The sequence below is a fragment of the Alteromonas lipotrueiana genome (assembly GCF_019249245.1).
In the GTDB taxonomy this organism is placed as follows: Bacteria; Pseudomonadota; Gammaproteobacteria; order Enterobacterales; family Alteromonadaceae; genus Alteromonas; species Alteromonas lipotrueiana.
The window spans coordinates 32,080-57,008 of sequence record NZ_JAESDK010000016.1 but is presented as its reverse complement, the minus strand read 5'-3'; the positions used below and the strand labels follow the sequence as shown (position 1 = coordinate 57,008).

Here is a 24,929-nt window from a genome sequence, read left to right as displayed (position 1 = left end):
TGCTAGCTGCCTTTATTGGGTACACTTCGAACCATGATTGAATACGTAACAGGAATGGTATGAGCGACTCAGATACGACATCTCCGGCGCCTGAGAATTCACCCGGTCAACAGACCCACTTTGGTTTTAAACAGGTCGATAAATCGCAAAAAGCATCGCTGGTTGCCAATGTATTTGATTCGGTCGCCGCCAAGTATGATGTGATGAACGACCTTATGTCGTTAGGCGTACATCGGTTGTGGAAGCGCTATACCATTGATTGTTCCGGAGTAAGAGCCGGTCATAAGGTTCTGGATATTGCTGGTGGTACCGGCGATCTGACTGCAAAATTTTCACGCATGGTAGGCCCTACCGGTTCAGTAACACTGGCTGATATTAATTTGTCGATGCTTAAAGTTGGCCGCGATAAATTGCGTGATAAAGGCCTGGTAAGTAACATTGATTATGTTCAGGCTGACGCCGAAAGCCTGCCGTTCCCCGACAACACTTTTGATGTTGTCACTATGGCATTTGGCCTGCGCAATGTGACCGAAAAACAAAACGCACTGGATTCAATCTACCGGGTGTTAAAACCGGGTGGGCGTCTGTTGGTACTGGAATTCTCAAAACCCGCATCAGAGCACTTATCAAAGCTGTACGATATCTATTCTTTTCATATTTTGCCGCGTATGGGGCAGGTAGTGGCAAACGATGAAGAAAGCTATCGTTATCTGGCTGAAAGCATTCGCATGCACCCTGACCAGGAGACGCTTAAAGGAATGTTTGAGCAGGCCGGCTTTGAGCAATGCGACTACAGTAATCTGACCGGCGGCATAGTAGCGCTGCATCGGGGATACAAATTTTAATGCCAGCAAGCGCATTGTTTACGGCCACTGCCGAAGCTGCAGTCAACCGAATACTGACACTGGATGAAGATAGTGCGGGTCGGTTGGCGGCATTAGAAGGTCAGCGACTGGTGCTGTTTTTAGATGAACTGCCTGCCGGGCTTACGCTGATATTTTCTAAGCGGGTGGATATCCATACCGAACCCCGGTCGCACCCTGAAGTAGTGGCAGATATAGACACTCACACTTGTTGTATTCGCACTTCAGTCAGTGTGTTGCCTAAACTTACCCAAACCAGCCAGCTGACTCAGCTTATCCGTCAACAAGCATTAGATTTAGACGGTGAATTAAGCATTGCACAAAAAGTAGCCGCTTTGTTCGGGCAACTGGATACTGATCCTGAAGAATGGTTGTCTGACTATATCGGCGATATTGCCGCCCATCAGGCGTTTAGTAGTGCTGAAAAGTTCAAACAGAGCCTGATGCAAGTTTTAGGGCGCACCCGCGCTGGCATAACAAACACCATAACCGAAGAAAAACCCATTGGGGTTGGTAAGTTAGCTATGTTGCACTTTAGTGACGAAGTGAGCATTTTACGCGACGACATTCAGCGTTTTGAGGCCCGCCTTAACGCATTAGACAAAGAGCAGTAATTATATTTGGTTATGCGAATTTTCCGATTGTACCAAATCAACAAGGTGCTGTTACAGCACGGCTTAGATGAGCTGATTCCTGATCGCTGGATGCCCTGGTACGCCAGAGCCCTGCGCAAATGTGTTTTCTGGATAAACAACCAGTATAAGCATGAAACTGCAGGCGAACGCATTACTCTGGCGCTGCAGTCGCTGGGGCCGGTATTTATTAAATTCGGACAAATGCTGTCGACCCGTCGTGACTTATTGCATCCGGCTATTGCCAATCAACTTGCCCGATTACAGGATAAAGTTGCGCCGTTTCCTTCTGACCAGGCTCAGATCATTATTCGAGAGGCTTTGGGGCTTACCGATTTAAATGAGTTGTTCAGCGAATTTCAGGTAGACCCATTAGCCTCAGCCTCTATAGCACAGGTGCACGCGGCAAAGCTTCACAGCAATGGTAGCAATGTGGTGGTTAAGGTACTGCGACCTGATATTCGTAAAACCATCGAAGCCGACATGGATCTGTTGTTCACCTTAGCTCAGGTTTTGCAAAAATGGCTGCCTGACGGTAAACGTCTGCGTCCGGTAGAAGTGGTTACCGAGTATCAAAAAACACTGGTCGACGAGCTTGATCTATTGCGTGAATCAGCCAATGGTATTCAGCTACGTCGTAATTTTGAAGGCTCGGATGCTCTGTATATTCCTAAAATTTACAGTGAGCTGTGCCGCCACAATGTGCTGGTAATGGAGCGTATTTACGGCATACCGGTCTCAAATATTGATGCTTTACTGGCGCAAAAGACCAATATGAAGTTGTTGGCTGAACGGGGGGTAGAAGTGTTTTTTACACAGGTATTCCGCGACAGCTTTTTTCATGCAGATATGCACCCAGGCAATATTTTTGTATCGCCTGAGACCCCTGATGAACCCAAGTATATCGCCATTGACTTTGGTATTGTCGGTACGCTGAATAAAGAAGACAAACGGTACCTTGCAGAAAACTTTGTGGCATTTTTTAATCGCGATTATCGCAAGGTCGCACAGCTACATGCCGATTCAGGCTGGGTGCCGCCCGACACCAATATTGACGAATTTGAAATGGCGATTCGCACTGTATGCGAACCCATTTTTCAAAAACCGCTGGCCGAGATTTCATTTGGTAATGTTTTGCTGCAGCTGTTTAATACTGCCCGACGTTTTAATATGGTGGTACAGCCGCAACTGGTATTGCTGCAAAAAACATTGTTGTACATTGAAGGTCTGGGCCGACAGCTGTACCCACAACTAGACCTATGGAAAACCGCCAAGCCGTTCTTAGAAAACTGGATGCAGGAGCAAATTGGCGTTAAAGCTATGCTAAAAAAAGTAAAAGCTAATTTGCCGTACTGGTCAGAAAAAATGCCAGACATGCCCGATTTGTTGCACGACAGTATGGTGCAACTTAAAGCTTTGCCTATTCGACAGCGCCGAGAGCATCAGCATCTTATTCAAATGCAAATTCATGCAACCCGGGCAGCCCATTACGGTGTTGTGGGCGCCACTTTTATTATAGTGGCGGCGATATTACCCGTTTACGAAATGCATTGGATATTTCCGGCGCTAAGTGCCGGTACTGGTGTAGGCTGCTGGTTGCAGTCGTGGCGAAAGGGTCATCGGGAGTTACAATAATAAGGCCGCAAATAGTGCCCTTAAAGTTGTACAAATTTTAACTTTTTACTTGCTATTTATGTGTTAATTATAAAAATACCTGTTATAGTGTTCTTGGCTGTTTTAGCCAAAGTCTTTAACCAGACGTGTTTATATTTGTTTCTGCGTTGATGTATAAATACTCAAGTTACGCCTGTGATTTGCAGTTAGTGGTTTGTTCATTCTAAAGTAAGACCCAAATAAACTCGTCAAGTTTAAAGACGGTTAGTTATACGCGAAAGCGATGTTAATAGAGATTTTTTGAGGTCTACATGTCAAAAGTTACAGGTACCGTTAAGTGGTTTAACGCTGATAAAGGTTATGGTTTTCTAACTCAGGATAGCGGTGATAAGGACGTTTTTGTTCATTTCCGTGCTATCGTTTCAGAAGGCTACAAGACTCTTAACGAAGGTCAACGCGTTGAGTTTGAAGTTGAGCAAGGTCAGAAAGGTCTGCAGGCTGCCAACGTGAATGCTATCTAAGTATTCCTAAAAACAGCAGTCATCTGACTGCTGTTTTTTATTTGTCACAGTTAACCGCAATGTGTCGGCACTGTGGCATCACCTCGAAATAAGACTGGTATTGTCCCCACGTAGCCAGTTTAGCCAAATCCCGTTTATTTCCCCTTTTTTGCATCCGGCGCTTTATTGTTGTCTCACTGGCATATAACCAAAAAACCGTCACCCTACACTGTATTTGTTGCTCTATTTGCTGCAGCCAGTCAGGTTGCTGTAACTCTTTAGTAAAAGGGGCGCACATAACAACCGGCACGTGGGGCAGGTTTTGTCGGGCAGTTTGCCACATGGCTTGATATATCGGCTCACGAAAGGTTTGCTTGTATTGCAGGCTATCGCGGTCGTCCATCGGCATGCCACCAAGCCCCAGTCCAGCCCGGACTATCGGCTCGCTCAGCGTATCAATGTCAATAAAACAGGCGCGCGTAGACTGCGCCAATATTGCAGCCCAGGTAGTTTTACCTACGGCCGGCTGTCCGGCGACCAGATACAATTTATGCATAGATGCTTTTTTATTCGACTTCAGGTTATGATACTAGTATGCAGTGCCTCAAACACGATGGCCAGCTGACCAAAATCATAGGAGAAGACATCATGCGTCTGCAGCAGGTAGCAATTGTAATAGGGACTTTATGGTTAGGGTTATGCACTCACGCGCCACGGGCGCAGGAAGTGGCCGTTGTGTTGGGAAACACGATTGAGCTTAGCCAGATAAGCCCAGATCAAAAAGAGCTTAAAAATATGACGCATAATGCCAGTGTCAGCAAAGAAGTAGCGTTGGTGGGTTTTCGTCAGCACCAGCTGACCCAGATTATCGTCGATACCGTGTTAAAGGATTATGCTGATAAACAGGGTATTACGACTGATCTTCAACTTGCCAGGCAATTCACCGAGCGATTTCGCACTTCTGTTGCTTCATCATCTGAAACAACTGACTTACACAAAGTGGCTCGTCAGCAGGTAGGCTCATGGCAGGTAGACAAAGCCCTGTATCAGCAGCACGGCGGTGCGGTGGTGTTTACTCCCCGTAAGCCGTTATTTCCTGTTGAAGCATACAATACTGTGCTACGCCGCTATCAGAATGACGGACTACTAACAATTCATAATCCCGACCTGCGGGCCGGTTTTTGGCAAACATTCGAGCCGCCCTATGAATTCGAGATACCCGCTGCGCAGGTATCTTTTGCGCAACCGTGGTGGCTGACTACCGACATTATGCCTTAAACCCGTTAGTCGTCCGCTTGGCTATCGGACGAATTTACAAACAGTTCAGTAGAAAAATAACGCTCAGCGCCGTCAGGCAAAATGGTCACTATTTTTTTACTGCGATATTCGGCTAGCTGGCACAGCTTTGCAGTGGCATGCATAGCTGCGCCCGATGAAATACCTACCGCCAGACCTTCACAAGTAGCCAGCAAGCGCGCAAACCCAATGGCATCATCGTCTTCTACCGTCATTATTTTATCAATGCAGTGCGGATCCAGAATATCCGGTATATGCCCTGAACTTAAGCCCTGAATATTATGTACCCCACTGCGCTTTTCACTTAATACCGGACAGCGAGCCGGCTCTATTCCAATTACTTTTAAAGCAGGACATTGCTGTTTTATGGTCTGAGCCAGTCCGGTTATGGTGCCACCGGTGCCTATTCCTGCCACCAGCACATCAATTTGTCCGGCGGTATCGTGCAATAACTCCTGAGCTGTGGTTTGAGCATGAGCTTTTACATTCGCTGGGTTTGCAAACTGGTCCAGCGCCACCGCACCGGGGGTGTGTAATACCAGTTGCCGGGCTTTATCAATAGCGCCCTTGGTACCCAACTGTTTTGGGGTAGTAATAACATCCGCACCATAATGACGAATCAAACGCTGACGCTCTATCGACATATGCTCAGGGATAACAATAGTCACCTTAATATCATAGAGCGCTCCAAGCCAGGCACAGGCCACTCCGTTATTGCCAGATGACGCTTCAATAATTTGGGTGTCTTGATTAAACGCGGCGCTGTTCATCAGTTGTTTTAGCATCGCCAGGGCAGGGCGGTCTTTTATCGAACCGGCAGGATTAAAATATTCTACCTTTACCATCGGTGTGGTAACCCATTGATACTTACGAGCCAGGCGGTGTAAATAAATTAGCGGAGTATGACCAATAGTTTGCGTGATATTGTCATAGATGCGGGCTGGGGGCATGCTGTGTCGGTCAATATTCATAAGGGTGTTCCGGTGACTTCTGATAAGAACCAGTGTGGCAGAGTGTGCTTACAAAATTTGCTTAAATAGGCTGGGCGATTTATGCTCAAAAACAAATAATTTGCTGTTATTCGATATTTTATGAAAGAAATTTCTATTGATAAGATTGATCGCGCTATTCTGGGCTTGTTGCAAACCAATGCTGATCTGTCGGTAACAGAGGTGGCTGAACAGGTGGGGTTAACTACAACTCCTTGCTGGCGTCGAATTCAGCGGCTTCAGCAAAATGGTATCGTAACGAAAAAAGTGGCACTACTGGATGCCAGCCGGCTGGCATTGACCACCACGGTTTTTGTACAGGTAAAAGCTGCGCGCCATGATGGCAAATGGTTAGAACAGTTTGCCAGGCATGTCGAAGGTTTTTATGAAGTCGTAGAGTTCTACCGCATGAGCGGCGAATATGATTATTTATTGAAGGTACTGGTTAAGGATATGACCAGTTTTGATTATTTCTATAAACGGCTGGTTAAGGGTATAGATTTAAACGATGTAACATCCAGTTTTGCGATGGAACAAATCAAGTATTCTACCGCTTTACCCTTGCATCATTTATAAATACCCGCAAATCAACCCGCCACTATCGCCACCACATACATCACAGAGGAACCTTATGAGTAATCAACCTGCTTCTTGTTGGAATGATATTTTAATGCTGGATGACCAGCTGCAAGATGACGAACGTATGGTGGCCGATACCGCCCGCGACTTTTGTCAAAACCGCCTGCAGCCGCGTATTCTTCAGGCAAACCGTGAGGCTCATTTTGACCCGGACATAATGCGCGAGTTTGGAGAACTGGGGTTGCTGGGGTCAACAATCCAGGGGTACGGGTGCGCGGGCGTCAATTATGTCACTTACGGATTAATTGCACGAGAGGTTGAGCGGGTCGACAGTGGCTATCGAAGTGCCATGAGTGTGCAATCTTCACTGGTTATGCATCCTATTGATGCTTTTGGCAGCGATGCCCAAAAACAGCAGTACTTACCCCGGTTGGCAAGCGGCGAATGGATAGGGTGTTTTGGACTAACCGAACCCGATGCCGGTTCTGATCCGGCGGCCATGCGAACCCGGGCTATTAAAACAAGCGGCGGTTATCTGCTCACCGGCACCAAAACCTGGATCACCAATGCGCCCATTGCCGATATTGCTATTGTGTGGGCAAAAGTAAGCGATAAAAATAACGCTATTCACGGCTTTATTGTAAAGACTGGTAGTCAAGGCTTATCGACCCCCGAGATAAAACACAAGTTGTCTTTAAAGGCCTCTATTACCGGGCAGTTGGTGATGGACTCAGTATTTGTACCTGATGACGATATGCTGCCAAACGTGTCGGGCTTAAAAGGGCCGTTTAGCTGTTTGAACCGGGCTCGGTACGGTATTGCCTGGGGCAGTATGGGGGCAGCCGAATTTTGCTGGCATGCAGCGCGCCAATATGGATTAGAGCGTAAACAGTTTAACCGGCCGCTGGCACAAACTCAGTTGTTTCAAACTAAACTGGCTAATATGCAAACCGATATCGCACTGGGTTTGCAAGGGGCGCTGCGGGTAGGGCGCTTAATTGATAGTCAGCAATTTGATCCGGCTATGATTTCACTGATTAAACGCAATAATTGCGGTAAAGCGTTAGATATTGCCCGCCAGGCCCGCGACATGCACGGCGGTAACGGCATCAGCGATGAATATCACATCATGCGCCATATGCTGAACTTAGAAACGGTTAACACCTATGAAGGCACCTACGATGTACATGGCCTTATACTAGGACGTGCCCAAACGGGTTTGCAGGCGTTTTTTTGATACTGCACGAGCGCAATAATGGCGGAGGCAGATGTATGGCCCCCGCCATTTTTAAATTAAGGCATTGCTTAATAATAACTGAGTTTTTCAGCCTTACCTGAAAAAATTCGATACACCATAAATGTGTAGGCCAGAATACAGGGAACAACAATTGAAGCGCCTACCAGTAAAAAGCGTAGCGAACTGGCATCGGCCACGGCCTCTATTATAGTTAACTCACCCGGCACCACATAGGGGTAGTAGCTAATAGCGAAGGCGGCAAAACACAAGCCAAATATCAGCAGAGCGATAACGAAGGGTAACCATTCGGCATGACCTTTTGCGGTGGGCGAGCGTTTTAAAACAACGGCGCATAAACACAGCAATGCAAAACAGGTAACCGGAATCGCCATTAGAAAATACCCCCAGGGCGCCGATAACCAAAGTGCTCGCACACTTTCATGCAAAGTCAGATTTAATATGCTGACCACAGCAATGCCTCCGCCTAATATAAATAGTCCGCGCTTAGCCCAGTACACCGCTTTTTGCTGCAACTCACCTTCTGTTTTCAGTATAAGCCAGCACGAACCGATAAATGCATACGCAGCGGTCACACCCAGTGCGGCCAGCAAGGCAAAGCCCTGGGCCATCCAGTCAGTACGCAGACCCGTGACCCAAATTCCCAGCATATAGCCCTGAGCCAAAGTCGTTATTAATGAGCCATACTTAAATGACAAATCCCATTTACGTTTTTTTGACTGAGCAACCTTAGCCCTAAAGTCGAACGACACACCCCGTAAAATAAGCCCCAACAGCATTAATGTGGCCGGTACGTACAAGGTTTGCAAAATTTGACTATGAGCATGAGGAAACGCAAATAATAAAAGGCCGACCGCCAACACTAACCAGGTTTCGTTGGCATCCCAATAAGGACCAATAGAAGCAATCATGTCATCACGAAAGGCCTCGTTACGCGGCGGTATCAGTACGCCAACACCTAAATCATAACCATCTAGTACGGCGTACAAAAGTACTGCTAATGCCATTAACCCTATGTAAATATGTGCCAGCGTGACTAAACTTAAACTTTCAAATGGCATAAATTACTCCTAAGCTCCGGTAGGCGAGACGCGGGCAGCGCGCGCTTTTTCGCGTTCTTCACTGGAAATTTCTTCAATTTCGATTGAGCGCCGGCACATAAGTGTCAAGGTGCTCATATAAGCCACCAGCAGTATGGAATAGACCCCGGCATACATCAGAAAAGAAAACCAGACATTACCGGCCGGTAGGGCAGTCACCGCTTGCGCTGTTTTCATGACACCATAAATCAGGTAGGGCTGCCGGCCTACTTCGGTTACATACCAGCCTGCCAACGTAGCAATCCAGCCACTAAAGCTCATGGCTATGAATATCCGGGTTAGCCATCCTGGCAACTGGTTACGGCGATACAGGAAAAAGCTACCCGCCCAGGCGCAAAATAACATCAGCATGCCCATACCCACCATAACCCGAAACGCGAAAAAGACCGGTTTCACTGGTGGATGCTCGCCTTTAAATTCGTTTAGGCCCTTAATTTCACCATCTGGCGAATGGGTAAGAATTAAACTGGCAAGTCGCGGAATACTCACTTCAAAATGATTCGTACGGTTGTCTTCATCAGGTACCGCAAACAAAACTAAGGGCACCTGGGTATCGGTTTCCCACACCCCTTCCATTGCAGCAATCTTTTGTGGCTGATGCTCAAGTGTATTTAAACCATGCAAGTCGCCGGCAAAAATTTGAAGTGGGATTAATACCGCCGCGGTATAGGTTGCCGTTTTGAGCGCAATTTTTGGCGCAATTTTGTCATCGCCCTTAAATATACGATAGGCCGAGAGCCCGGCGATTAAAAAGCTTGCTGTCAGGCCCGAAGCTAACAACATGTGTGTAAGCCGATAAGGAAATGACGGATTAAAAATTATCGCTGACCAGTCTTTGGCATACAGCACCCCATCTACCATCTCGTGGCCCTGGGGGGTATGCATCCAACTGTTAAGTGAGATAATCCAGAAGGCTGAAACTGTTGTGCCTATGGCTACCACCAAGGTTGATAAGGTGTGCAGCCAACCCGGAACCCGTCGGATACCAAATAGCATAACGCCCAGGAAGGTCGCTTCTAAGAAAAACGCAGTCAGCACTTCATAGCCCAATAATGGTCCGGCGATATTTCCGGCTTTTTCCATAAAGCCCGGCCAGTTTGTGCCAAACTGAAACGACATGGTTACACCACTGACAACCCCCAATGCAAAGGTAAGGGCAAATACCCGCACCCAAAAACGGTATATGCGCATCCACACGGGGTGACCGGAGATGTCAGAGCGAACTTTAAAGTAAAATAAAAACCATCCCAACGCGATGGTAATAGTAGGAAATAAAATATGAAAACTAATGTTTAATGCAAACTGAAGCCGTGAAAGAATCAGTGCGTCCACGAAAACCTCCATTACTGAGAGGGCGTTTTGCCCATAAACAGTTTATCTTTGAAATCGAGTATACGACCTACTCCGGAGCCTAGTTTCATTAGAGTGTCTAATTTTTCTGGCCCTAAGTTTTGTAACTCCTGCGACCACGCCGTGACTGACTCCAGCAAATCGTGAATCTCATTCAGGCGAAGTTGTACCGCTTCATCCTGCTCTTCAGCAGGCGCATCCATCATCAAATCACGAAGCAGTGATAATGTAGGATCTATTTCGCGCTTGCGGCGCTCTTCAAAAACCCGGTTCGCCAGTACCCAGATAGAGCCGGCCGGTACAAAATATTCTTTACGCTCTCCAGAAATATGATGTTGTTTGACCAACCGCCATGACTGCAGTTCTTTGAGTCCCATGCTGGTATTGCCCCGCGAAATACTTAACGCGTCAGCAATTTGTTGAGCCGCCAACGGGTGCTCGGTTAAAACTATCAGCGCCAGAATTTGCCCTACGGTGCGATTAAAACCCCAGCGGCTGCCCATTTCACCAAAATGCATAACCGCTGATTTAACGGTAGGAGACATTTCCATACATTAAACTCTTTAAAGTTTCAGAAATTACTGAAAGTTTATAATATTGGGCGTGAGGGATCAACTCTCTTTGTGATTAAAGATATTAAAACCCAGTAAGATCGTCCTCAGTCAATGACTTGAAAAAGGAGGTAAAAATGTAGAGAAGGTATTGAAGTGTGGGGTTTGCCTGCAAGGTGCAAAACAGATGATTAGCAAAATATAGCGCGATTAGAGCGATGATGGACGGGCAGGGAAGGATAAGGGCAAGCCAGATAAAAAATAACAAAACTGCACCATAGTTTACCGCGCACGTTTTGCTATCGTAGTGAAAATACTCTTATTGGAAAGGGCTTTGTTAGCAACCTACCAGCGCTGTAAAATACGCTCGTAGATATCGGTATCTAATAAGCTTGGCCGGGCGCCTACCTCGGCACTTTGTAAGGCACTGAAGGCGTCGCTGGCCGAAGTATAGAGTGTGCCATCAACCACAAATACCGAGGTATCGTCAACCGACGTTGTGTCTAAAGCTAATGCATACTCTAAGACTCTGGGTGCTAATGCCTGATGAATAACCTGCGAACTGCTTATAAAGTCTGCACTACCATCACCATTGACGTCTTTAGTCAGCCAGGTAATTCCAAGTAAACGGTTATAGCTCCCATCGCGCTGCATTGCATCAATAACCTGGTCGAATCGTTGTAAACGCGCATCCGCACCACTGACATCTTCACGCAAGGCCAGCTTGAAACCGGCGGTGACTAATGGCCGGGCCGATAAATACACCATCTCTTCGTTTTCATTGCGCAATAAGCGATTAAATTCATCAATCAACAAACGACTGGTCACCAAATAATAGGCACGATTATCCGCCAGTTGTTTAAATGCATCGTAGGTCGACGGGTTTCGACCCCACTTCACATCTTTAATAAGCCGGATAGTATCGGTATTGGAAAAGCGATTATCAATGGCTACACGACGGTCTTGTAAATGGGGAATTAATGCGACTTCTTTTACCGAATCGTTTTTGCTAACCGCGTACAGATATAGCGGCATATATGACTTGGAATACTTCATATTGCTTTTTTCATTGTCTAAATCAATGAATGCGTAATTACCATCAAGCGCACCGCTTAAAATTGCGCTTCCCAAAAAAGCGGGACGCATTACGCTGACTTCAAGGGGCTCGTCCATACGCTCAAAAGCTTCTTTGACTAAGTTGTTTAGTCGGGCTGGCTCGCCTTCATCATCCACATAGGTGGGCAACTGACTGGCACCTAAACGGGTTTGGGCAAACGAACTCAATGGGCTTAGCAACAACGAGACGACCGCGACGAAAAATAAGTAGCGCAAAGGCAATTCCTTGATAAATAAATCGGTAAATGCAAATTTTATTCTGATGCTCAGTGTAGCGGCTTTTAAGGTGAAATAGCAAAGTCCGGCTTTTTAACCCGATATGACAAATAATCTAAGGTGATAAGAAAAGAAATAGGAGAGGTGTGAAAGGGATCGCTTCCGGGCTTTAAAATGGGGGGATAGAGTCACAGTATGTCATAAACACACACTGTGACTGGGAATTAGCTTCAGGCTGGCAATTTACTCGCCAAAGCTGCCTGCCGCCCCCGGAAATACGACCGGGCTTTCATAACCGTCTTTACTTACGCTTGCCACGCCAAAGAAATAGTTATCGATAACCACGTTCTCTAAGGTTGCACTGGTGACGTCACCCACAAATTTGCTGTACTGCCACTGAGGGGCATCGGTATAGCGCCAGTAAATTTTATAACCCGCTAATTGTGGATTTTGCTTATCGTTCGCTTTCGCCCAGCTTAACGTGGTGTCGGGAGAAACCGCGCCCTTAATTTTAACATCAGCAGGTGGGGCGGGAGCCCATGCCATTGACGCCAAGCTTACTGCATTTAACGAGGTAAGCTTAGCCGCATAATCAAAATCGACGCCTTCAATGGTATCACCATATTCTACGCCGTCTTCAGTCCGAAGGTCCTGATGCTGACGAACATAATTTTCGTTGGTTTCCATAATACGAATGCCAGGATAGCCCAAATCGTTAAATGGCCGATGGTGGCCACCGCGACCAAAACGGTCTAACCGGTAAATCACCATAGTATCCAGATTTGGAATGTAGTTATCGGCCAGACGATCGATATAGCGGGCCAGGTTTCTGGACGGTGAGTCAACTTCACCACCGGTAAAGCGGCGAGTACGTGCTTCTTTGTCGGTTTCGGTGACTCTGGTACCTTCAGCAAATAAACGCGCTGTGGTGTTGTTTATGACACCGTTAACCCCTTCAATATTGCCAATCATGTCATTGTTTAGCACGGCTTTTAAACGCCAGCCTTCTTCTTTAGCTTTAGCTGCTAAAATTTTGCCACCAAACAGACCTTGTTCTTCGCCCGCAAGAGCAGCATAAACAATACTACCATTAAATTTGTATTGCGATAAAACCCGGGCCGCTTCAAGGGTGCCGGCCACACCAGACGCATTGTCATTAGCGCCAGGCGAGTCAGACGTTGCATCCATAACATCAGAGACCCGCGAGTCAATATCACCCGACATCAAAACATAACGATCAGGATCGGTTGAACCACGTTGAATCGCAATAACACTGATAACTTCGGTGGGGTCAGGAATGCGTTTTTCCCCACTTATGGTATCGCCGACAAACATCACTTCAAGACATCCTCCACACTGGGCAGAGATAGCTTCAAACTCTTGTTTTATCCAGCGGCGGGCTGCGCCAATACCGCGGGTATCCGATTCGGTTTCAGATAAAGTATGACGGGTGCCAAAGCCCACTAACTTACGAATGTCCTGCTCAATTCTGTCGGCAGATACCGCTTTTGGAATAGCGTGTAATTTATCGTTTTCATCGTTAGGTGCAGCGACACTTCCCAGGGAGGTGGTCGTTAGTATTGCAATACCAGCAAGGCGTGCAAACATAAAAGCTCCTTCTAAGCTTGTTGAGGTCACGCCATGTGGTTGTTTTAATACGGCGTGACTTAAATAAACGCGTAAGCATCACCAAACAAGTTTGTTTGAGAGAGCTCACGGGCGGTAAAATCGTCTCGGGCTGCTTTAGCCATTTCAAACCGGCCAGCAATATAAACCTGTGTATCTTTTAATGATGGATAATCGGCAATAACAGCATGGTGTACCCAGCCAGTTCTGCCACGCCACCCATCATTAGCAAATTCTATCACAGGGATAAAGCTGAACTGCTCATGCTCATCGGCTAGTTTGCTAAGCTCATCGTGCAAATATAAGTCATCGCTGTTTTTTCCGCCCCAGTACAAAGTCACAGAGGTATGAGGATGATCTTGCAGGGTTTGCTGTAAAATAGACCAGGTGTAAGAAAACCCGGTGCCCCCGGCAATCAATATTATTGGCTTACCATTAGATTGCAAATAGGCTTCGCCATGACCGCCACTAATAGAGATCTCGCCATTGTTACGCATGCGATCTAACACTTCTGTGGCATAGGCATTGTTTTCATCAGCCCCCACATGCAACTCAATTTTGTGATTATCAAACGCGGCATTAGCGATTGAAAAAGGTCGTTTGTCGTTGTCGCCCATATGCACCAGCACATATTGACCAGCATAAAAAGACAGCGGCTTTTCAGGGGTAAGAATGACCTGAAAAACAGCCTCGGCCAGCGGTGTTATTGTGTCGACCTGACATTTGATTTGTGACATTAATTCTCTTCTTTACATTAAATCGCTAAAAACATGAAGACGCTAGCCCATGATACCAAGCTCATCCCAGATGTCATCCACGCGCTGTTTCACCGCTTCGTCCATAACAATAGGTGTGCCCCATTCACGGTCGGTTTCGCCTGGCATTTTATTAGTGGCATCCATGCCCATCTTTGAACCTAATCCAGATACCGGAGAGGCAAAATCCAGATAATCGATGGGCGTGTTCTCTACCATGACCGTATCTCGGGCCGGGTCCATGCGGGTGGTTATCGCCCAGATAACATCGTTCCAGTCGCGCGCATTGACATCATCGTCACAAACAATCACAAACTTGGTATACATAAATTGTCGCAAAAATGACCACACCCCCATCATTACGCGTTTAGCATGGCCAGGATACTGTTTTTTCATGGTGACGACGGCCATGCGGTACGAACAGCCTTCGGGCGGTAGGTAAAAATCGACAATTTCTGGAAACTGCTTTTGTAAAATAGGAACAAACACCTCATTTAAGGCAACCCCTAAAATAGCAGGTTCATCAGGCGGCCTACCGGTATAGGTAGAATGATAAATGGGGTTTTTACGATGTGTAATATGCGTCACGGTCATCACCGGAAAGGTGTCAACTTCATTATAATAGCCGGTATGGTCGCCGTAGGGGCCTTCGGGAGCAGTTTCATCCTGAGCAATATAGCCTTCAAGAACAATTTCTGCAGTGGCCGGAACCTGCAAATCGTTACTCAAAGATTGCGTGACTTCGGTTTTATCCCCGCGTAGCAGGCCAGCAAAGGCGTATTCGCTTAGCGTGTCGGGCACAGGCGTTACTGCACCTAAAATGGTCGCAGGGTCAGCGCCTAAAGCCACGGAAACCGGATACGGTTCGCCGGGATGAGTTTCGCACCATTCTCTAAAATCCAGCGCCCCTCCCCGGTGAGACAACCATCGCATAATCAGTTTATTTTTAGCGATAAGCTGTTGCCGATAGATACCCAGATTCTGACGCTTTTTGTGTGGCCCACGGGTTACGGTTAACCCCCAGGTAACCAGGGGCGCGGCGTCCCCGGGCCAGCAACGCTGAATTGGTAACGTCGTCAGGTCTACATCTTCACCCTGTATAACCACTTCCTGACAGGGCGCCTTACGTACTTCTTTTACCGGCATGTTTAGCACCTGACGAAAAACAGGCAACTTTTGCCACAAATCTTTTAGCCCCTTCGGAGGCTCTGGTTCTTTTAAATAAGCCAGCAGTTTACCCACTTCACGCAAAGCTTCTACACTATCCTGACCCATACCCAGAGCCACGCGCTCGGGAGTACCAAATAAGTTTGCCAAAACCGGTATAGTGCTGCCTTTTGGATTTTCGAACAGCAACGCCGGACCTTTTGCGCGTAATGTTCTGTCCGCAATTTCAGTCATTTCCAGGTTGGTATCAATCTCGCGGGTGATACGCTTTAATTCACCGCGAGCTTCCAGCTTGTCAATGAAATCGCGTAGGTCTTTATACTTCATGGGTAACCTGTGAACGTTGTAGTGGGTAATAGTAGTGCCAGTATAACATTATGCAATGTAAACACAGTAGCCTGCGAGCGAGTACACTAAACCAATGACTCTTAAGTAAAGTTTTTCTGGACAGCGACGCGGATAGGGTGTCATATAGACAAAACGTGACAAAAATATAATGTAAGTCACCCCACTTTGTTTTCCCTAATCAGGAGCTTGCCATGGGTACATTTGACAAATCGATGACCGAAGAACTGAACCTGTTACTTAAGTTTCCTTCAGACAGCCTGATGCAAGGACTTAAAATTCACAATGATGCGACTCAATCTACCGTTCAGGCTGCGCAAAGTCTTTATTCCAAAGGGTTAATTACCCAATCTGATGGTGGCTACCTTACCGATTTGGGTATAGAAGTTGCCGATCACGCACGCCGGGTTTACAGCGCACTGCTTCGGAAACTTAACTAACCCAGGTGTCGTTGCCTTTAAGCCGGAAGGGCTACTATTATAGTTTTTATAAGTGTTGCCGATAAACAATAGGTAACGTATGAATGCGGTAATAGTAGGAAGCCGGCTGATGAAATTTTTGCTGTTTTGTATGGTTCTTTGTTTTGCACCTTCGGGTTATGGTCAGTCTGAGCCTCTTCAGGCTGTTCAGCTTTATACCCAAGACCAGTTAATTGCGCTTATTAATAAAAATGAGCATTTGAATAAAGTTATGGCTGACCGGTGTCAGCTTGTGCAAGACATTGAAGCTCATGCCGAGGTGCTTAAAGAACCGTCTTATCAATTTTTATGGGGCGATATGCTGGCCTGGGGAGTGTGTGTTGAAGCTGATCCTACCCGTGGCATACGGTTAATTCAGGAAGCAGGACAGCAAGGCTTACCCGCTGCTTTAGAACAGCTGGGAAGGTATTACAAAAACGCCACTTTGGTTCAACAAGACTTGTCGCGCGCAGTCATTTTTTTGCGAGAAGCCGCAGCACTGGGTAACCTTAACGCCCAGTTACAATTAGCCGAGCTGTTTATTGAAGGGCATGGTAGCCCCTACGACTATGAAGATGCGTATCGGTGGCTACATCAAGCCATTACTGCAGACCCGTCGACTCATAACAAAGTGACAGAGTATCTTCAGGCACTGAAAAAGCTGATGCACCCCAAAGCAGTTCGCAGAGCGCGCTCGCCACTATAGATGGGTTGCTCGTATCGCTGCATAACAAAAATCGATCTAAGTATTTTGTGACACAGTAAAAGTAAGGCTTAGACAGAACGAATTTTATCTGCTGGTAATATAACCATATTTTACAGTGTGTAGCTGTTATACTAGCGGTATAAAACGTGTGTATAAACTAACTACAGGTAAAAGACCAACTGCATGAGTGACGATCCCCATTTCAAACGCGAACAAGAAAAATACGAAAACCCGGTAGCGAGCCGCGAATATCTGTTGTCAATAATACAGGCTCACGGCAAACCCATGTCTTTTCTTGAAGTATGCGAAGCAGTGGACGCCACGGAAGAAGACAACCGTATTGGCATCCAGCGCCGGCTGCGGGCAATGGAGCGTGAGGGTCAGCTACAATTTACCAAAAGCAAACGCTACGCAATAATGGATAAAGCCGACCTTATCCGCGGAAAAATCATTGGTCATCGCGACGGGTTTGGTTTTTTTCGGCCCGAAGACCGAAGCGGCGATATGTACATCAGCGGCGGCCAGATGCAGCTTTTTCTGCATGATGATGTGGTCGATGCGCGCGTCAGTGGTACCGATCGTAAAGGGCGCAAAGAAGCTTATATTGTTGCGGTGGTAGAGCCACGTTCAGAACCTATCGTTGGACGTTTTTTCACCGAACATAACATGGCAGTGGTGATACCCGACGACAGTCGTATTAATCATGAAATAGTTATTCCGCAAGAGCATGTAAATGGTGCTCGTATGGGTCAGGTGGTGGTGGTTGAGCTTACTCAGCGTCCCCGTCGCCGCGTAAGCCCGGTAGGTCAGATTAAAGAAATTCTGGGTGAGCATATGGCACCGGGAATGGAAATTGAAATGGCGCTGCGCTCATTTGATATTCCCCATCAATGGCCAGAAGGGGTAGGGCGTTCGGTTAGCCGGCTAACCGAAGCGGTGCCTGAAGAAGCCAAACACGGTCGTATTGATTTACGCCAATTACCCTTAGTGACTATTGACGGTGAAGACGCCCGCGACTTTGATGATGCTGTATTTTGTGAACCCCTGGACGATGGAGGGTTTCAACTATGGGTCGCCATTGCCGATGTCAGTCACTATGTACGTCCTGGTACAGCATTAGATAGCGAAGCCATTAATCGTGGTAACTCGGTATATTTTCCTGAGCAGGTTATTCCAATGCTGCCCGAGCAGCTGTCTAATGGTCTTTGCTCACTAAACCCAGAGGTTGATCGGTTGTGTATGGTATGCGAAATGACCATCACGCCTAACGGTAAGCTTGACAGCTTTGAGTTCTACGAAGCCGTGATGAATTCTCATGCCCGGCTGACCTACAATAAGGTTTGGAAAATCCTGCAGGGCGATAAAGATCTGAATCAACGCTATGAAGATCAGGTTCCGCATTTACGCAATTTACATGCGCTGTTCCGTTCCCTGAAAAAAGCCCGGGCCGGACGCGGAGCAATCGAATTTGAAACACAAGAAAGTAAGTTTGTCTTTAATGCGCAGCGCAAGATAGAAAACATTGTGCCAGTGACGCGTAACGATGCTCACAAAATGATTGAAGAATGCATGATCATGGCAAATGTGAGCGCGGCGCAAATGCTTGAAGAACACAAAGCATCTACTTTATTCCGGGTGCACGATAAACCCGATGCCGATCGTCTTACCTCGTTTACCTCGTATCTTAGCGAAGTGGGTGTTCCTCATCGTATTACCGAAGACGCCACCCCCGCCGACTTTACTGATGTAGTGCTCAAAACCCGTAACAGGCCTGATCAGGAACTGATTCAGACAATGTTACTGCGCTCTATGAAACAAGCCGTGTACGATGGTGAAAACATCGGCCATTTTGGGCTGGCTTTAGGACAGTACGCGCACTTCACATCCCCTATTCGCCGTTATCCTGATTTAGTGGTGCATCGTGCTATTAAAGGCATTCTTGCAAAAGCACCATATCGCGAACAGGTTTCTGGTGCTAAAAGTTATAGCGAAGAAGAAATCTCACAACTGGGTGAACAATGCTCAATGACCGAGCGCCGGGCCGACGATGCCACCCGCGATGTTGCAGACTGGTTAAAGTGTGAGTTTATGCAAGATCATGTGGGTGACAGCTTTGAAGGTGTGGTCAGTTCGGTAACCAACTTTGGCTTATTTGTGCGTCTGACCGATTATCATATTGACGGACTGGTTCATATCACCTCGCTGGAAGATGATTACTATCGCTATGATGATGTAAAGCAAATGCTGATTGGCGAAACCGGAGCGCGGCAATTTCGTTTAGGTGACAACATTACCGTCAAGGTAGCGGCGGTAAATCTGGATGAGCGTAAAATTGACCTGGTCCTGGATGCCGCCATGGTGCGAAACCGCAGTGGTAAAAAGGTAAAAGTGAGAGAGTCAGGTAAATCGGGCCGTAAAGATAAATCAACATCTAAGCCGCGGAACGACAACAAAAAAACCGGTAAATCATTCTCAGGTAAAGGTAAGAAAAGATAAATGGCGCAACAAGAGTTTTTATATGGTCTGCACGCTGTGCAGGCGGTCATAGAGCGAGAACCTGAACGTATTCTTGAGTTAATGGTTTTAAAAGGTCGAACTGATGATCGTCTTGGCGAAATTATTAATCAGGCCCGTCGCTTTGGTATCAGTGTGCAGTTTTGTCACCGTAAATCTTTAGATGACAAAGTTGGCGGCGAGCAACATCAGGGGGTGGTGGCTAAAGCAAAACCCGCCAGAATGTTAGACGAAAATGATCTGGCTGGGATTGTCGAAAAAGCCGACAAACCATTTTTATTGATTTTAGACGGCGTGACCGATCCTCATAATCTGGGGGCTTGTTTGCGTACCGCCGATGCTGCAGGCGTACATGCGGTAGTGGTTCCCAAAGATAAATCAGCAGGCCTCAACGGCACCGTAAGCAAAGTTGCGTGCGGAGCTGCCGAAACTATGCCGTTTGTTCAGGTAACCAATTTGGCAAGAACGCTTAAAAGCCTGCAAGATGCCGGCGTATGGGTAATCGGCACCGCGGGTGAAGCTAGCCAAACCTTATATGATACAAAGCTTAGTGGCCCTATGGCATTAGTGATGGGTGCCGAAGGCAAAGGCATGCGTCGATTGACCCGGGAAACCTGTGACGAGCTTATTAAACTGCCTATGGCAGGTTCGGTCTCCAGTTTAAACGTGTCAGTAGCCACGGGTGTCTGTCTGTATGAGGTCGTGCGCCAGCGGCAACAATAATGCATTCAACCTCTGTTAGTGAACATAAGTTGACAGAGGTTTCCTTCCTAACTTATTCCTTGCTGTTTCTTTTCTTCAAAAATCTCATTAAGTTATAAATATGTTTCTGAAATGTTAAAATTATTAACAGGGCGTGAAACATAAATAGGTGGCCAATCTTACGTAGAGCTCACTGTTGGCGTTGAGAAACTCGATTTTTACAAATCAAAATAAGTATCTAGTTTCATAATTACGCATAACAAACTATACAGATTCTTCTTCGTGGATTTGTAGTATGAGGCCTTCTGGTGAATTTGCACCAACAACAAATATTCAGATGACAGTTTTTAGTCTCGCGGGTAGAGGATACGGAAATACGCCTCTTTTCTCGGTAAACGAAAAACAAACTGCGCTGAATACAATAATAATAATCCTGCTAGTAACGCTACGTTGAAGAGCGAGGGAGATAAGAAACAAAACATAACAAGATAGTAAAAGGAAACAATAAATGTTGAATAATAAACGCACACTTTGCGGTAAAGCTGTTTTACTGGCAACAATCACAACAATAAGCATGTCAGTAAGTGCGGCAATGAATGGCCCGGTAGAGGTCACGAAAGAAACTCAGAATTCTGCTCCGGCCGGATTGCTGAAAAATGCACTAAGTGACAGATTGGTATTAGCTGATGACCAGGATCGCTATATCGTTACCTTTAAAAAAACAGGCGTTGCTGCATTAAAAGGTAAGCAAAAGCTTAATAAAGGCCCCTCAGACAACGCCGCTGATCAAGCCTTTGATGCTATTGCAGCTAAAAATATATTAAAATCGGTTGGCGCGAAGACCCACAAAGTTCTTAACAAACAAAAAATGGTTGCCGCCTCCATGAACAAGGGGCAGCTTAATAAACTGCGTAAAAACCCGAATATTGCCAGCATTGCTCCGGATCCGCGTCGTCATTTAATGGCACAAACTACTCCCTACGGCATCAATATGGTGCAAGCCAGTCAGTTTGCTCAAAGCGATACGGGCGCGCGAAAAGTTTGTATTATCGATACCGGCTATAACCTGGGCCATCCAGACTTACCTGACACCAATGGCGGTGTATCGGGCGTAGGAAACAACAGCGCAGTGGGTAACTGGTATAACGATGGCAACGGCCACGGCACTCACGTAGCAGGAACCATTGCAGCTTACGACAATACGCAAGGGGTAGTCGGTGTTTACCCGGGCGTAGACATGCATATTGTTAAAATCTTTGATGACAACGGTAACTGGACCTTTGCATCAGATATTATTGACGGTATTCAGCAGTGTAAAGATGCTGGTTCAAATGTCGTTAATATGAGCTTGGGTGGCGGCGGTTCTTCTTCAGCTGAAGCGGCGGCAATGCAGTCTTTTGAAGACGGCGGCATATTATTAGTGGCTGCGGCAGGTAACGATGGCAATAGCGTGAAGTCTTATCCTGCTTCATATGATGCCGTAGTGTCGGTGGCTGCAGTAGACTCTAACGCTAATCATGCCAGCTATTCACAATATAATTCTCAGGTAGAAATAGCAGCGCCAGGTTCGTCAGTTTATTCTACGTACCCTACAAACAGCTATGCCACATTAAATGGTACTTCAATGGCAACGCCTCACGTAGCAGGGGCCGCAGCATTAGTATGGAGCTATTTTCCGCAGTGTAGCAATACCCAGATTCGTTCTGTCTTAAACGCCACTGCGCAAGATCGTGGTGCGGCCGGACGTGATAACTACTACGGGTACGGTATTGTGAAAGTAGCTGATGCCGTAGATTACATCAATGCGAACGGTTGTAGCGGAAACGGTGGTGGTGGCACGCCTCCTCCGAGTGGTGTAGATCCGGTATCAGGTGAAGTAAATAACATTTCAGCTACCCGAGGAAACTGGAAGCGCTATACATGGACTATTCCTGCAGGCGTAAGCTCGATGACAATTCAAACCTCAGGCGGGTCGGGTGATGCTGACCTGTATGTTCGCTTTGGTGCTGAGCCGACGACCAGTAGCTATGATTGCCGTCCTTATAAAAACGGCAATAGTGAAGTTTGTACTTTCACTAATCCATCTCAAGGCACCTGGAATATAGGTATTCGCGCCTATAGCACTTATTCAGGTGTTACCATGAATTACTCTTACGAGTAAATCTGAACAATAACTAATAAAAGGCCGCTTACTAAAGCGGCCTTTTTGTTTTTAAAGCAGCTGTACGTCAATTTACAGAAACCCCTTTCGTGATATTGCAAAAAGCAAACTGTTGGTCGCTTAATCAGAATGAAGAATCACATAAACCGGGCATTGCTCTAAAAAGTAGTCTTATTGCTATAAACAAAGCTTTAAAGATACTTCACTGTTCACTACACTCAGAGCAGCGACCAAAATCGGTAACAGTGCAACGCGCAGTTAAGCTAGTATCAAACACAGAGACTCCATGGACATTCTAAAAGCTCTAAACGAAGTTTCATCTGATGTATTGCAATCTTTTGAAGAAAAGATTAACCAACTATTAGGTATCGGGTGCAACACATTGCAAATGGATACCGGTATTATTACCCGTAGACATACAGATGCTTTCGAGATATTGGCGGTTTATCCCGAAGATGGACCCTTTACAAAAGATGATATGCTCCCTCTGCAGCAAAGCCATTGTCTTGATACCATTAATCAACATGAAGTTGTGGCATATCACAACACTGGCGACAATCCAGAGCTTCAGCATTCTTGTATCAAACAATTAGGGTTTGGCTGTTACATTGCGGTGCCTTTAGTTGTGGATGCGCGGCAATTCGGCACCATTACTTTTTTTGCCAACTCAACACGTTCACAGCCTTTTACAAAGCTGGCGCTTGACCAAATGATGCTATTGGCTGAGTGGGTAGGCGCCGAATTCTCGCGCAAGCAATTTTTAGATGGATTGCAGGTGCAGCAACAGCAGCTTGCCCATCAAAGCCAATTATTTGACCAAATGGCGCAGTTGGCCGGTGTCGGTTCGTGGGAGTATCATATTGCTCGCGACGAAATGTTCTGGTCAGAGCCACTACGCGAAATGTACGATCTTCCCCGAGACTATAAAGTTTCCACCGACCAGGCATTCAAATTCATCTGTGATCCGCAGCAACGTGAAGAAACCCATGCACGTTTCTTTCGCATGATGGAAACAGGCGAAGAGTTTTCAGTTGAAATACAGGTAGAAAGCTATACCGGTCGGCAATTTTGGGTTCAGGCCCAATGTAAGCTGACTTATCGTAATGGTGAGCCAGATAAAGTGATTGGTGCTACCCAGGATGTGACAAGCCGAGTGGTTGCGGCGCATGAGCTAGAACAAAAAAAGCGTGTAGCAGAACAGGCGCTACAGTCCAGAAGTCTGTTTTTAGCAAATATGAGCCACGAGATACGCACGCCTATCAACGGGGTGATGGGCATGCTTGATGCTTTGTCAAAGACCACTATGGATGAACAACAGCAAGAATACTGTAAGGTCGCCAGAAGCAGTGCAAAAACGCTTTTAGGTCTTATCAATGATATTTTAGATTTTTCAAAAATAGATTCCGGACAAATTAGCCTTGAGCAGGTACCCGTCGATATCAGTGCGCTCATTCATGAACAACAACGGGTGTTTGAACATATCGCCAAGAGCAAAGAAATTTGTTTAGAGGTAGAGACCACAGCCACCGATAATCTGTACTTTATGGCCGACCCGGTCAGAGTTAAACAAATTCTGACGAACCTGATAAACAATGCAATCAAATTCACGGCCGCCGGGCAGGTAAGCGTTAAAACCCGGGTACTAGAGCAAAGCAACAGAAAATTTCTCGTACAGCTTATTGTGCAGGATTCGGGCATAGGCATTGAGCCAGATCGTCAGGCAGCGATATTTTCACCTTTTCAGCAGGGCGATAGCGCCACCACCCGACGCTTTGGCGGAACGGGTTTAGGGTTGTCTATTGTGGCGCAAATTGCGGAACATATGGGTGGGGGGATACGGGTAAAGAGTACGCCGGGCGAGGGCTCAACATTTATAGTCGCGTTGCAGCTGAATAAATCGACACAAGCAGCCGCCACCACCGAAAATGACTGTTATTTTGATGATGCATCTCAATTAACTGCCGAAATGGTGGCCGGTTGCCGGTTGCTGGTTGTAGAGGATAACGAAATAAATCAGTTAGTTATCGCTGAACAGTTAAAAGAGCTTGGCATTGAGGCAGATCTTGTTCAAAATGGCAGCGAAGCCGTGGACCGATATGTCCGCAGTCAATCATCAGAAAAAGGCTATGACCTTATTTTGATGGATTGCCAAATGCCCGTTATGGACGGCTACGAAGCAACTGCTGCTATTCGTAAGCTTGGGAAAGACGCACTGACAGTGCCAATTATTGCACTGACAGCGAATGCTTTGGCTGGCGAACGTGAAAAATGTGTATTAGCCGGAATGAACGACTATTTAACCAAACCGGTGAGTGTTGAACAGCTTGGAAAATGTATTAGACGTTACCTTATCGGCGCCTATCAGGCTGAAGGTAGCGAATTTTAACGCCTTTATTCGTTTTGAAAGGCGGCATCCTCGATCGTCTAAAAATAA

Annotated in this window: 22 protein-coding genes; 13 read left to right on the top strand and 9 right to left on the bottom strand. The window is 46.5% G+C overall.

The genetic code is table 11. The features are described 5' to 3' along the window. Positions 1 to 59: 59 nt before the first annotated feature. The 4 genes from ubiE (at position 60) to cspE (ending at position 3,630) form a co-directional block, all read left to right on the top strand. Positions 60 to 845 (top strand): bifunctional demethylmenaquinone methyltransferase/2-methoxy-6-polyprenyl-1,4-benzoquinol methylase UbiE, encoded by a 786-nt coding sequence (ubiE, locus tag JK130_RS11605; RefSeq protein ID WP_218354490.1) that lies wholly within the window; start codon positions 60 to 62, stop codon positions 843 to 845. Then, positions 845 to 1,477 carry a ubiquinone biosynthesis accessory factor UbiJ gene (locus tag JK130_RS11600; RefSeq protein ID WP_218354489.1) on the top strand — a complete coding sequence of 211 codons (633 nt, stop codon included), beginning with the start codon at positions 845 to 847 and terminating at the stop codon, positions 1,475 to 1,477. The genes ubiE and JK130_RS11600 overlap by 1 nt, the downstream gene beginning before the upstream one ends. A gap of 12 nt (positions 1,478 to 1,489) precedes the next feature. Beyond that, positions 1,490 to 3,130: a ubiquinone biosynthesis regulatory protein kinase UbiB gene (gene ubiB, locus JK130_RS11595; protein ID WP_218354488.1), complete on the top strand. Its 1,641-nt coding sequence runs from the start codon at positions 1,490 to 1,492 to the stop codon at positions 3,128 to 3,130. Between the two features lie 290 nt (positions 3,131 to 3,420). Then, complete coding sequence (cspE, locus tag JK130_RS11590; RefSeq protein WP_108568737.1) at positions 3,421 to 3,630, top strand: transcription antiterminator/RNA stability regulator CspE; 210 nt, start codon at positions 3,421 to 3,423, stop codon at positions 3,628 to 3,630. Between the two features lie 37 nt (positions 3,631 to 3,667). Here cspE and JK130_RS11585 read toward each other — a convergent pair whose 3' ends face one another. Beyond that, on the bottom strand, positions 3,668 to 4,165 hold the full coding sequence (locus tag JK130_RS11585; RefSeq protein WP_218354487.1) for a P-loop nucleotide/nucleoside kinase family protein: 498 nt from the start codon (positions 4,163 to 4,165) through the stop codon (positions 3,668 to 3,670). 38 nt (positions 4,166 to 4,203) lie between these two features. On the opposite strand from JK130_RS11585, the gene JK130_RS11580 reads away from it, so the two are divergent. Next, the gene (locus JK130_RS11580; RefSeq protein WP_218354486.1) at positions 4,204 to 4,887 is read left to right on the top strand and encodes a hypothetical protein; all 684 of its coding nucleotides are present in this window, start codon (positions 4,204 to 4,206) and stop codon (positions 4,885 to 4,887) included. 5 nt (positions 4,888 to 4,892) lie between these two features. Here the strand turns inward: JK130_RS11580 and JK130_RS11575 are convergent, their stop codons facing one another. Next, positions 4,893 to 5,876: a PLP-dependent cysteine synthase family protein gene (locus JK130_RS11575; RefSeq protein WP_218354485.1), complete on the bottom strand. Its 984-nt coding sequence runs from the start codon at positions 5,874 to 5,876 to the stop codon at positions 4,893 to 4,895. A 120-nt stretch (positions 5,877 to 5,996) separates the two neighbouring features. On the opposite strand from JK130_RS11575, the gene JK130_RS11570 reads away from it, so the two are divergent. Both JK130_RS11570 and JK130_RS11565 read left to right on the top strand, forming a co-directional pair. Further along, a complete protein-coding gene (locus JK130_RS11570) occupies positions 5,997 to 6,470 on the top strand; it encodes an Lrp/AsnC family transcriptional regulator (protein ID WP_218354484.1) in 474 nt (157 codons plus the stop codon). Between the two features lie 55 nt (positions 6,471 to 6,525). Continuing rightward, positions 6,526 to 7,710 carry an acyl-CoA dehydrogenase gene (locus JK130_RS11565; RefSeq protein WP_218354483.1) on the top strand — a complete coding sequence of 395 codons (1,185 nt, stop codon included), beginning with the start codon at positions 6,526 to 6,528 and terminating at the stop codon, positions 7,708 to 7,710. Positions 7,711 to 7,778: 68 nt separating this feature from the next. Here the strand turns inward: JK130_RS11565 and JK130_RS11560 are convergent, their stop codons facing one another. The 7 genes from JK130_RS11560 to ubiD form a co-directional block, all read right to left on the bottom strand. Beyond that, on the bottom strand, positions 7,779 to 8,789 hold the full coding sequence (locus JK130_RS11560; RefSeq protein WP_218354482.1) for a cytochrome d ubiquinol oxidase subunit II: 1,011 nt from the start codon (positions 8,787 to 8,789) through the stop codon (positions 7,779 to 7,781). A gap of 9 nt (positions 8,790 to 8,798) precedes the next feature. After that, a complete protein-coding gene (locus JK130_RS11555) occupies positions 8,799 to 10,160 on the bottom strand; it encodes a cytochrome ubiquinol oxidase subunit I (RefSeq protein ID WP_218354481.1) in 1,362 nt (453 codons plus the stop codon). 11 nt (positions 10,161 to 10,171) lie between these two features. After that, a complete protein-coding gene (locus JK130_RS11550) occupies positions 10,172 to 10,729 on the bottom strand; it encodes a GbsR/MarR family transcriptional regulator (RefSeq protein WP_218354480.1) in 558 nt (185 codons plus the stop codon). 345 nt (positions 10,730 to 11,074) lie between these two features. Further along, positions 11,075 to 12,061, bottom strand: a complete 987-nt coding sequence (locus tag JK130_RS11545; protein ID WP_218354479.1) for a type 2 periplasmic-binding domain-containing protein — start codon at positions 12,059 to 12,061, stop codon at positions 11,075 to 11,077. Between the two features lie 243 nt (positions 12,062 to 12,304). Further along, positions 12,305 to 13,669: a M28 family metallopeptidase gene (locus JK130_RS11540; protein ID WP_218354478.1), complete on the bottom strand. Its 1,365-nt coding sequence runs from the start codon at positions 13,667 to 13,669 to the stop codon at positions 12,305 to 12,307. A gap of 59 nt (positions 13,670 to 13,728) precedes the next feature. Continuing rightward, a complete protein-coding gene (gene fre / locus JK130_RS11535; protein WP_218354477.1) occupies positions 13,729 to 14,424 on the bottom strand; it encodes an NAD(P)H-flavin reductase in 696 nt (231 codons plus the stop codon). A gap of 42 nt (positions 14,425 to 14,466) precedes the next feature. Beyond that, entirely contained in the window at positions 14,467 to 15,936 is a 1,470-nt protein-coding gene (ubiD, locus tag JK130_RS11530; RefSeq protein WP_218354476.1) for a 4-hydroxy-3-polyprenylbenzoate decarboxylase, read from the bottom strand. A gap of 212 nt (positions 15,937 to 16,148) precedes the next feature. Here ubiD and JK130_RS11525 point away from each other — a divergent pair, with 212 nt between their 5' ends. The 6 genes from JK130_RS11525 to JK130_RS11500 all read left to right on the top strand — a co-directional run bounded on the left by JK130_RS11525 (position 16,149) and on the right by JK130_RS11500 (position 24,881). Continuing rightward, positions 16,149 to 16,394, top strand: coding sequence for a TIGR02647 family protein (locus tag JK130_RS11525; RefSeq protein WP_218354475.1), 246 nt, complete (start codon positions 16,149 to 16,151; stop codon positions 16,392 to 16,394). Positions 16,395 to 16,524: 130 nt separating this feature from the next. Next, a complete protein-coding gene (locus JK130_RS11520) occupies positions 16,525 to 17,118 on the top strand; it encodes a tetratricopeptide repeat protein (RefSeq protein ID WP_246587783.1) in 594 nt (197 codons plus the stop codon). 183 nt (positions 17,119 to 17,301) lie between these two features. Further along, positions 17,302 to 19,614: a ribonuclease R gene (gene rnr / locus JK130_RS11515; protein WP_218354474.1), complete on the top strand. Its 2,313-nt coding sequence runs from the start codon at positions 17,302 to 17,304 to the stop codon at positions 19,612 to 19,614. Continuing rightward, positions 19,615 to 20,355: a 23S rRNA (guanosine(2251)-2'-O)-methyltransferase RlmB gene (rlmB, locus tag JK130_RS11510; protein WP_218354473.1), complete on the top strand. Its 741-nt coding sequence runs from the start codon at positions 19,615 to 19,617 to the stop codon at positions 20,353 to 20,355. It abuts the gene before it with no gap. 487 nt (positions 20,356 to 20,842) lie between these two features. After that, complete coding sequence (locus JK130_RS11505) at positions 20,843 to 22,495, top strand: S8 family serine peptidase (RefSeq protein ID WP_218354472.1); 1,653 nt, start codon at positions 20,843 to 20,845, stop codon at positions 22,493 to 22,495. A gap of 286 nt (positions 22,496 to 22,781) precedes the next feature. Continuing rightward, positions 22,782 to 24,881: a GAF domain-containing hybrid sensor histidine kinase/response regulator gene (locus JK130_RS11500; RefSeq protein ID WP_218354471.1), complete on the top strand. Its 2,100-nt coding sequence runs from the start codon at positions 22,782 to 22,784 to the stop codon at positions 24,879 to 24,881. Positions 24,882 to 24,929 lie beyond the last annotated feature (48 nt).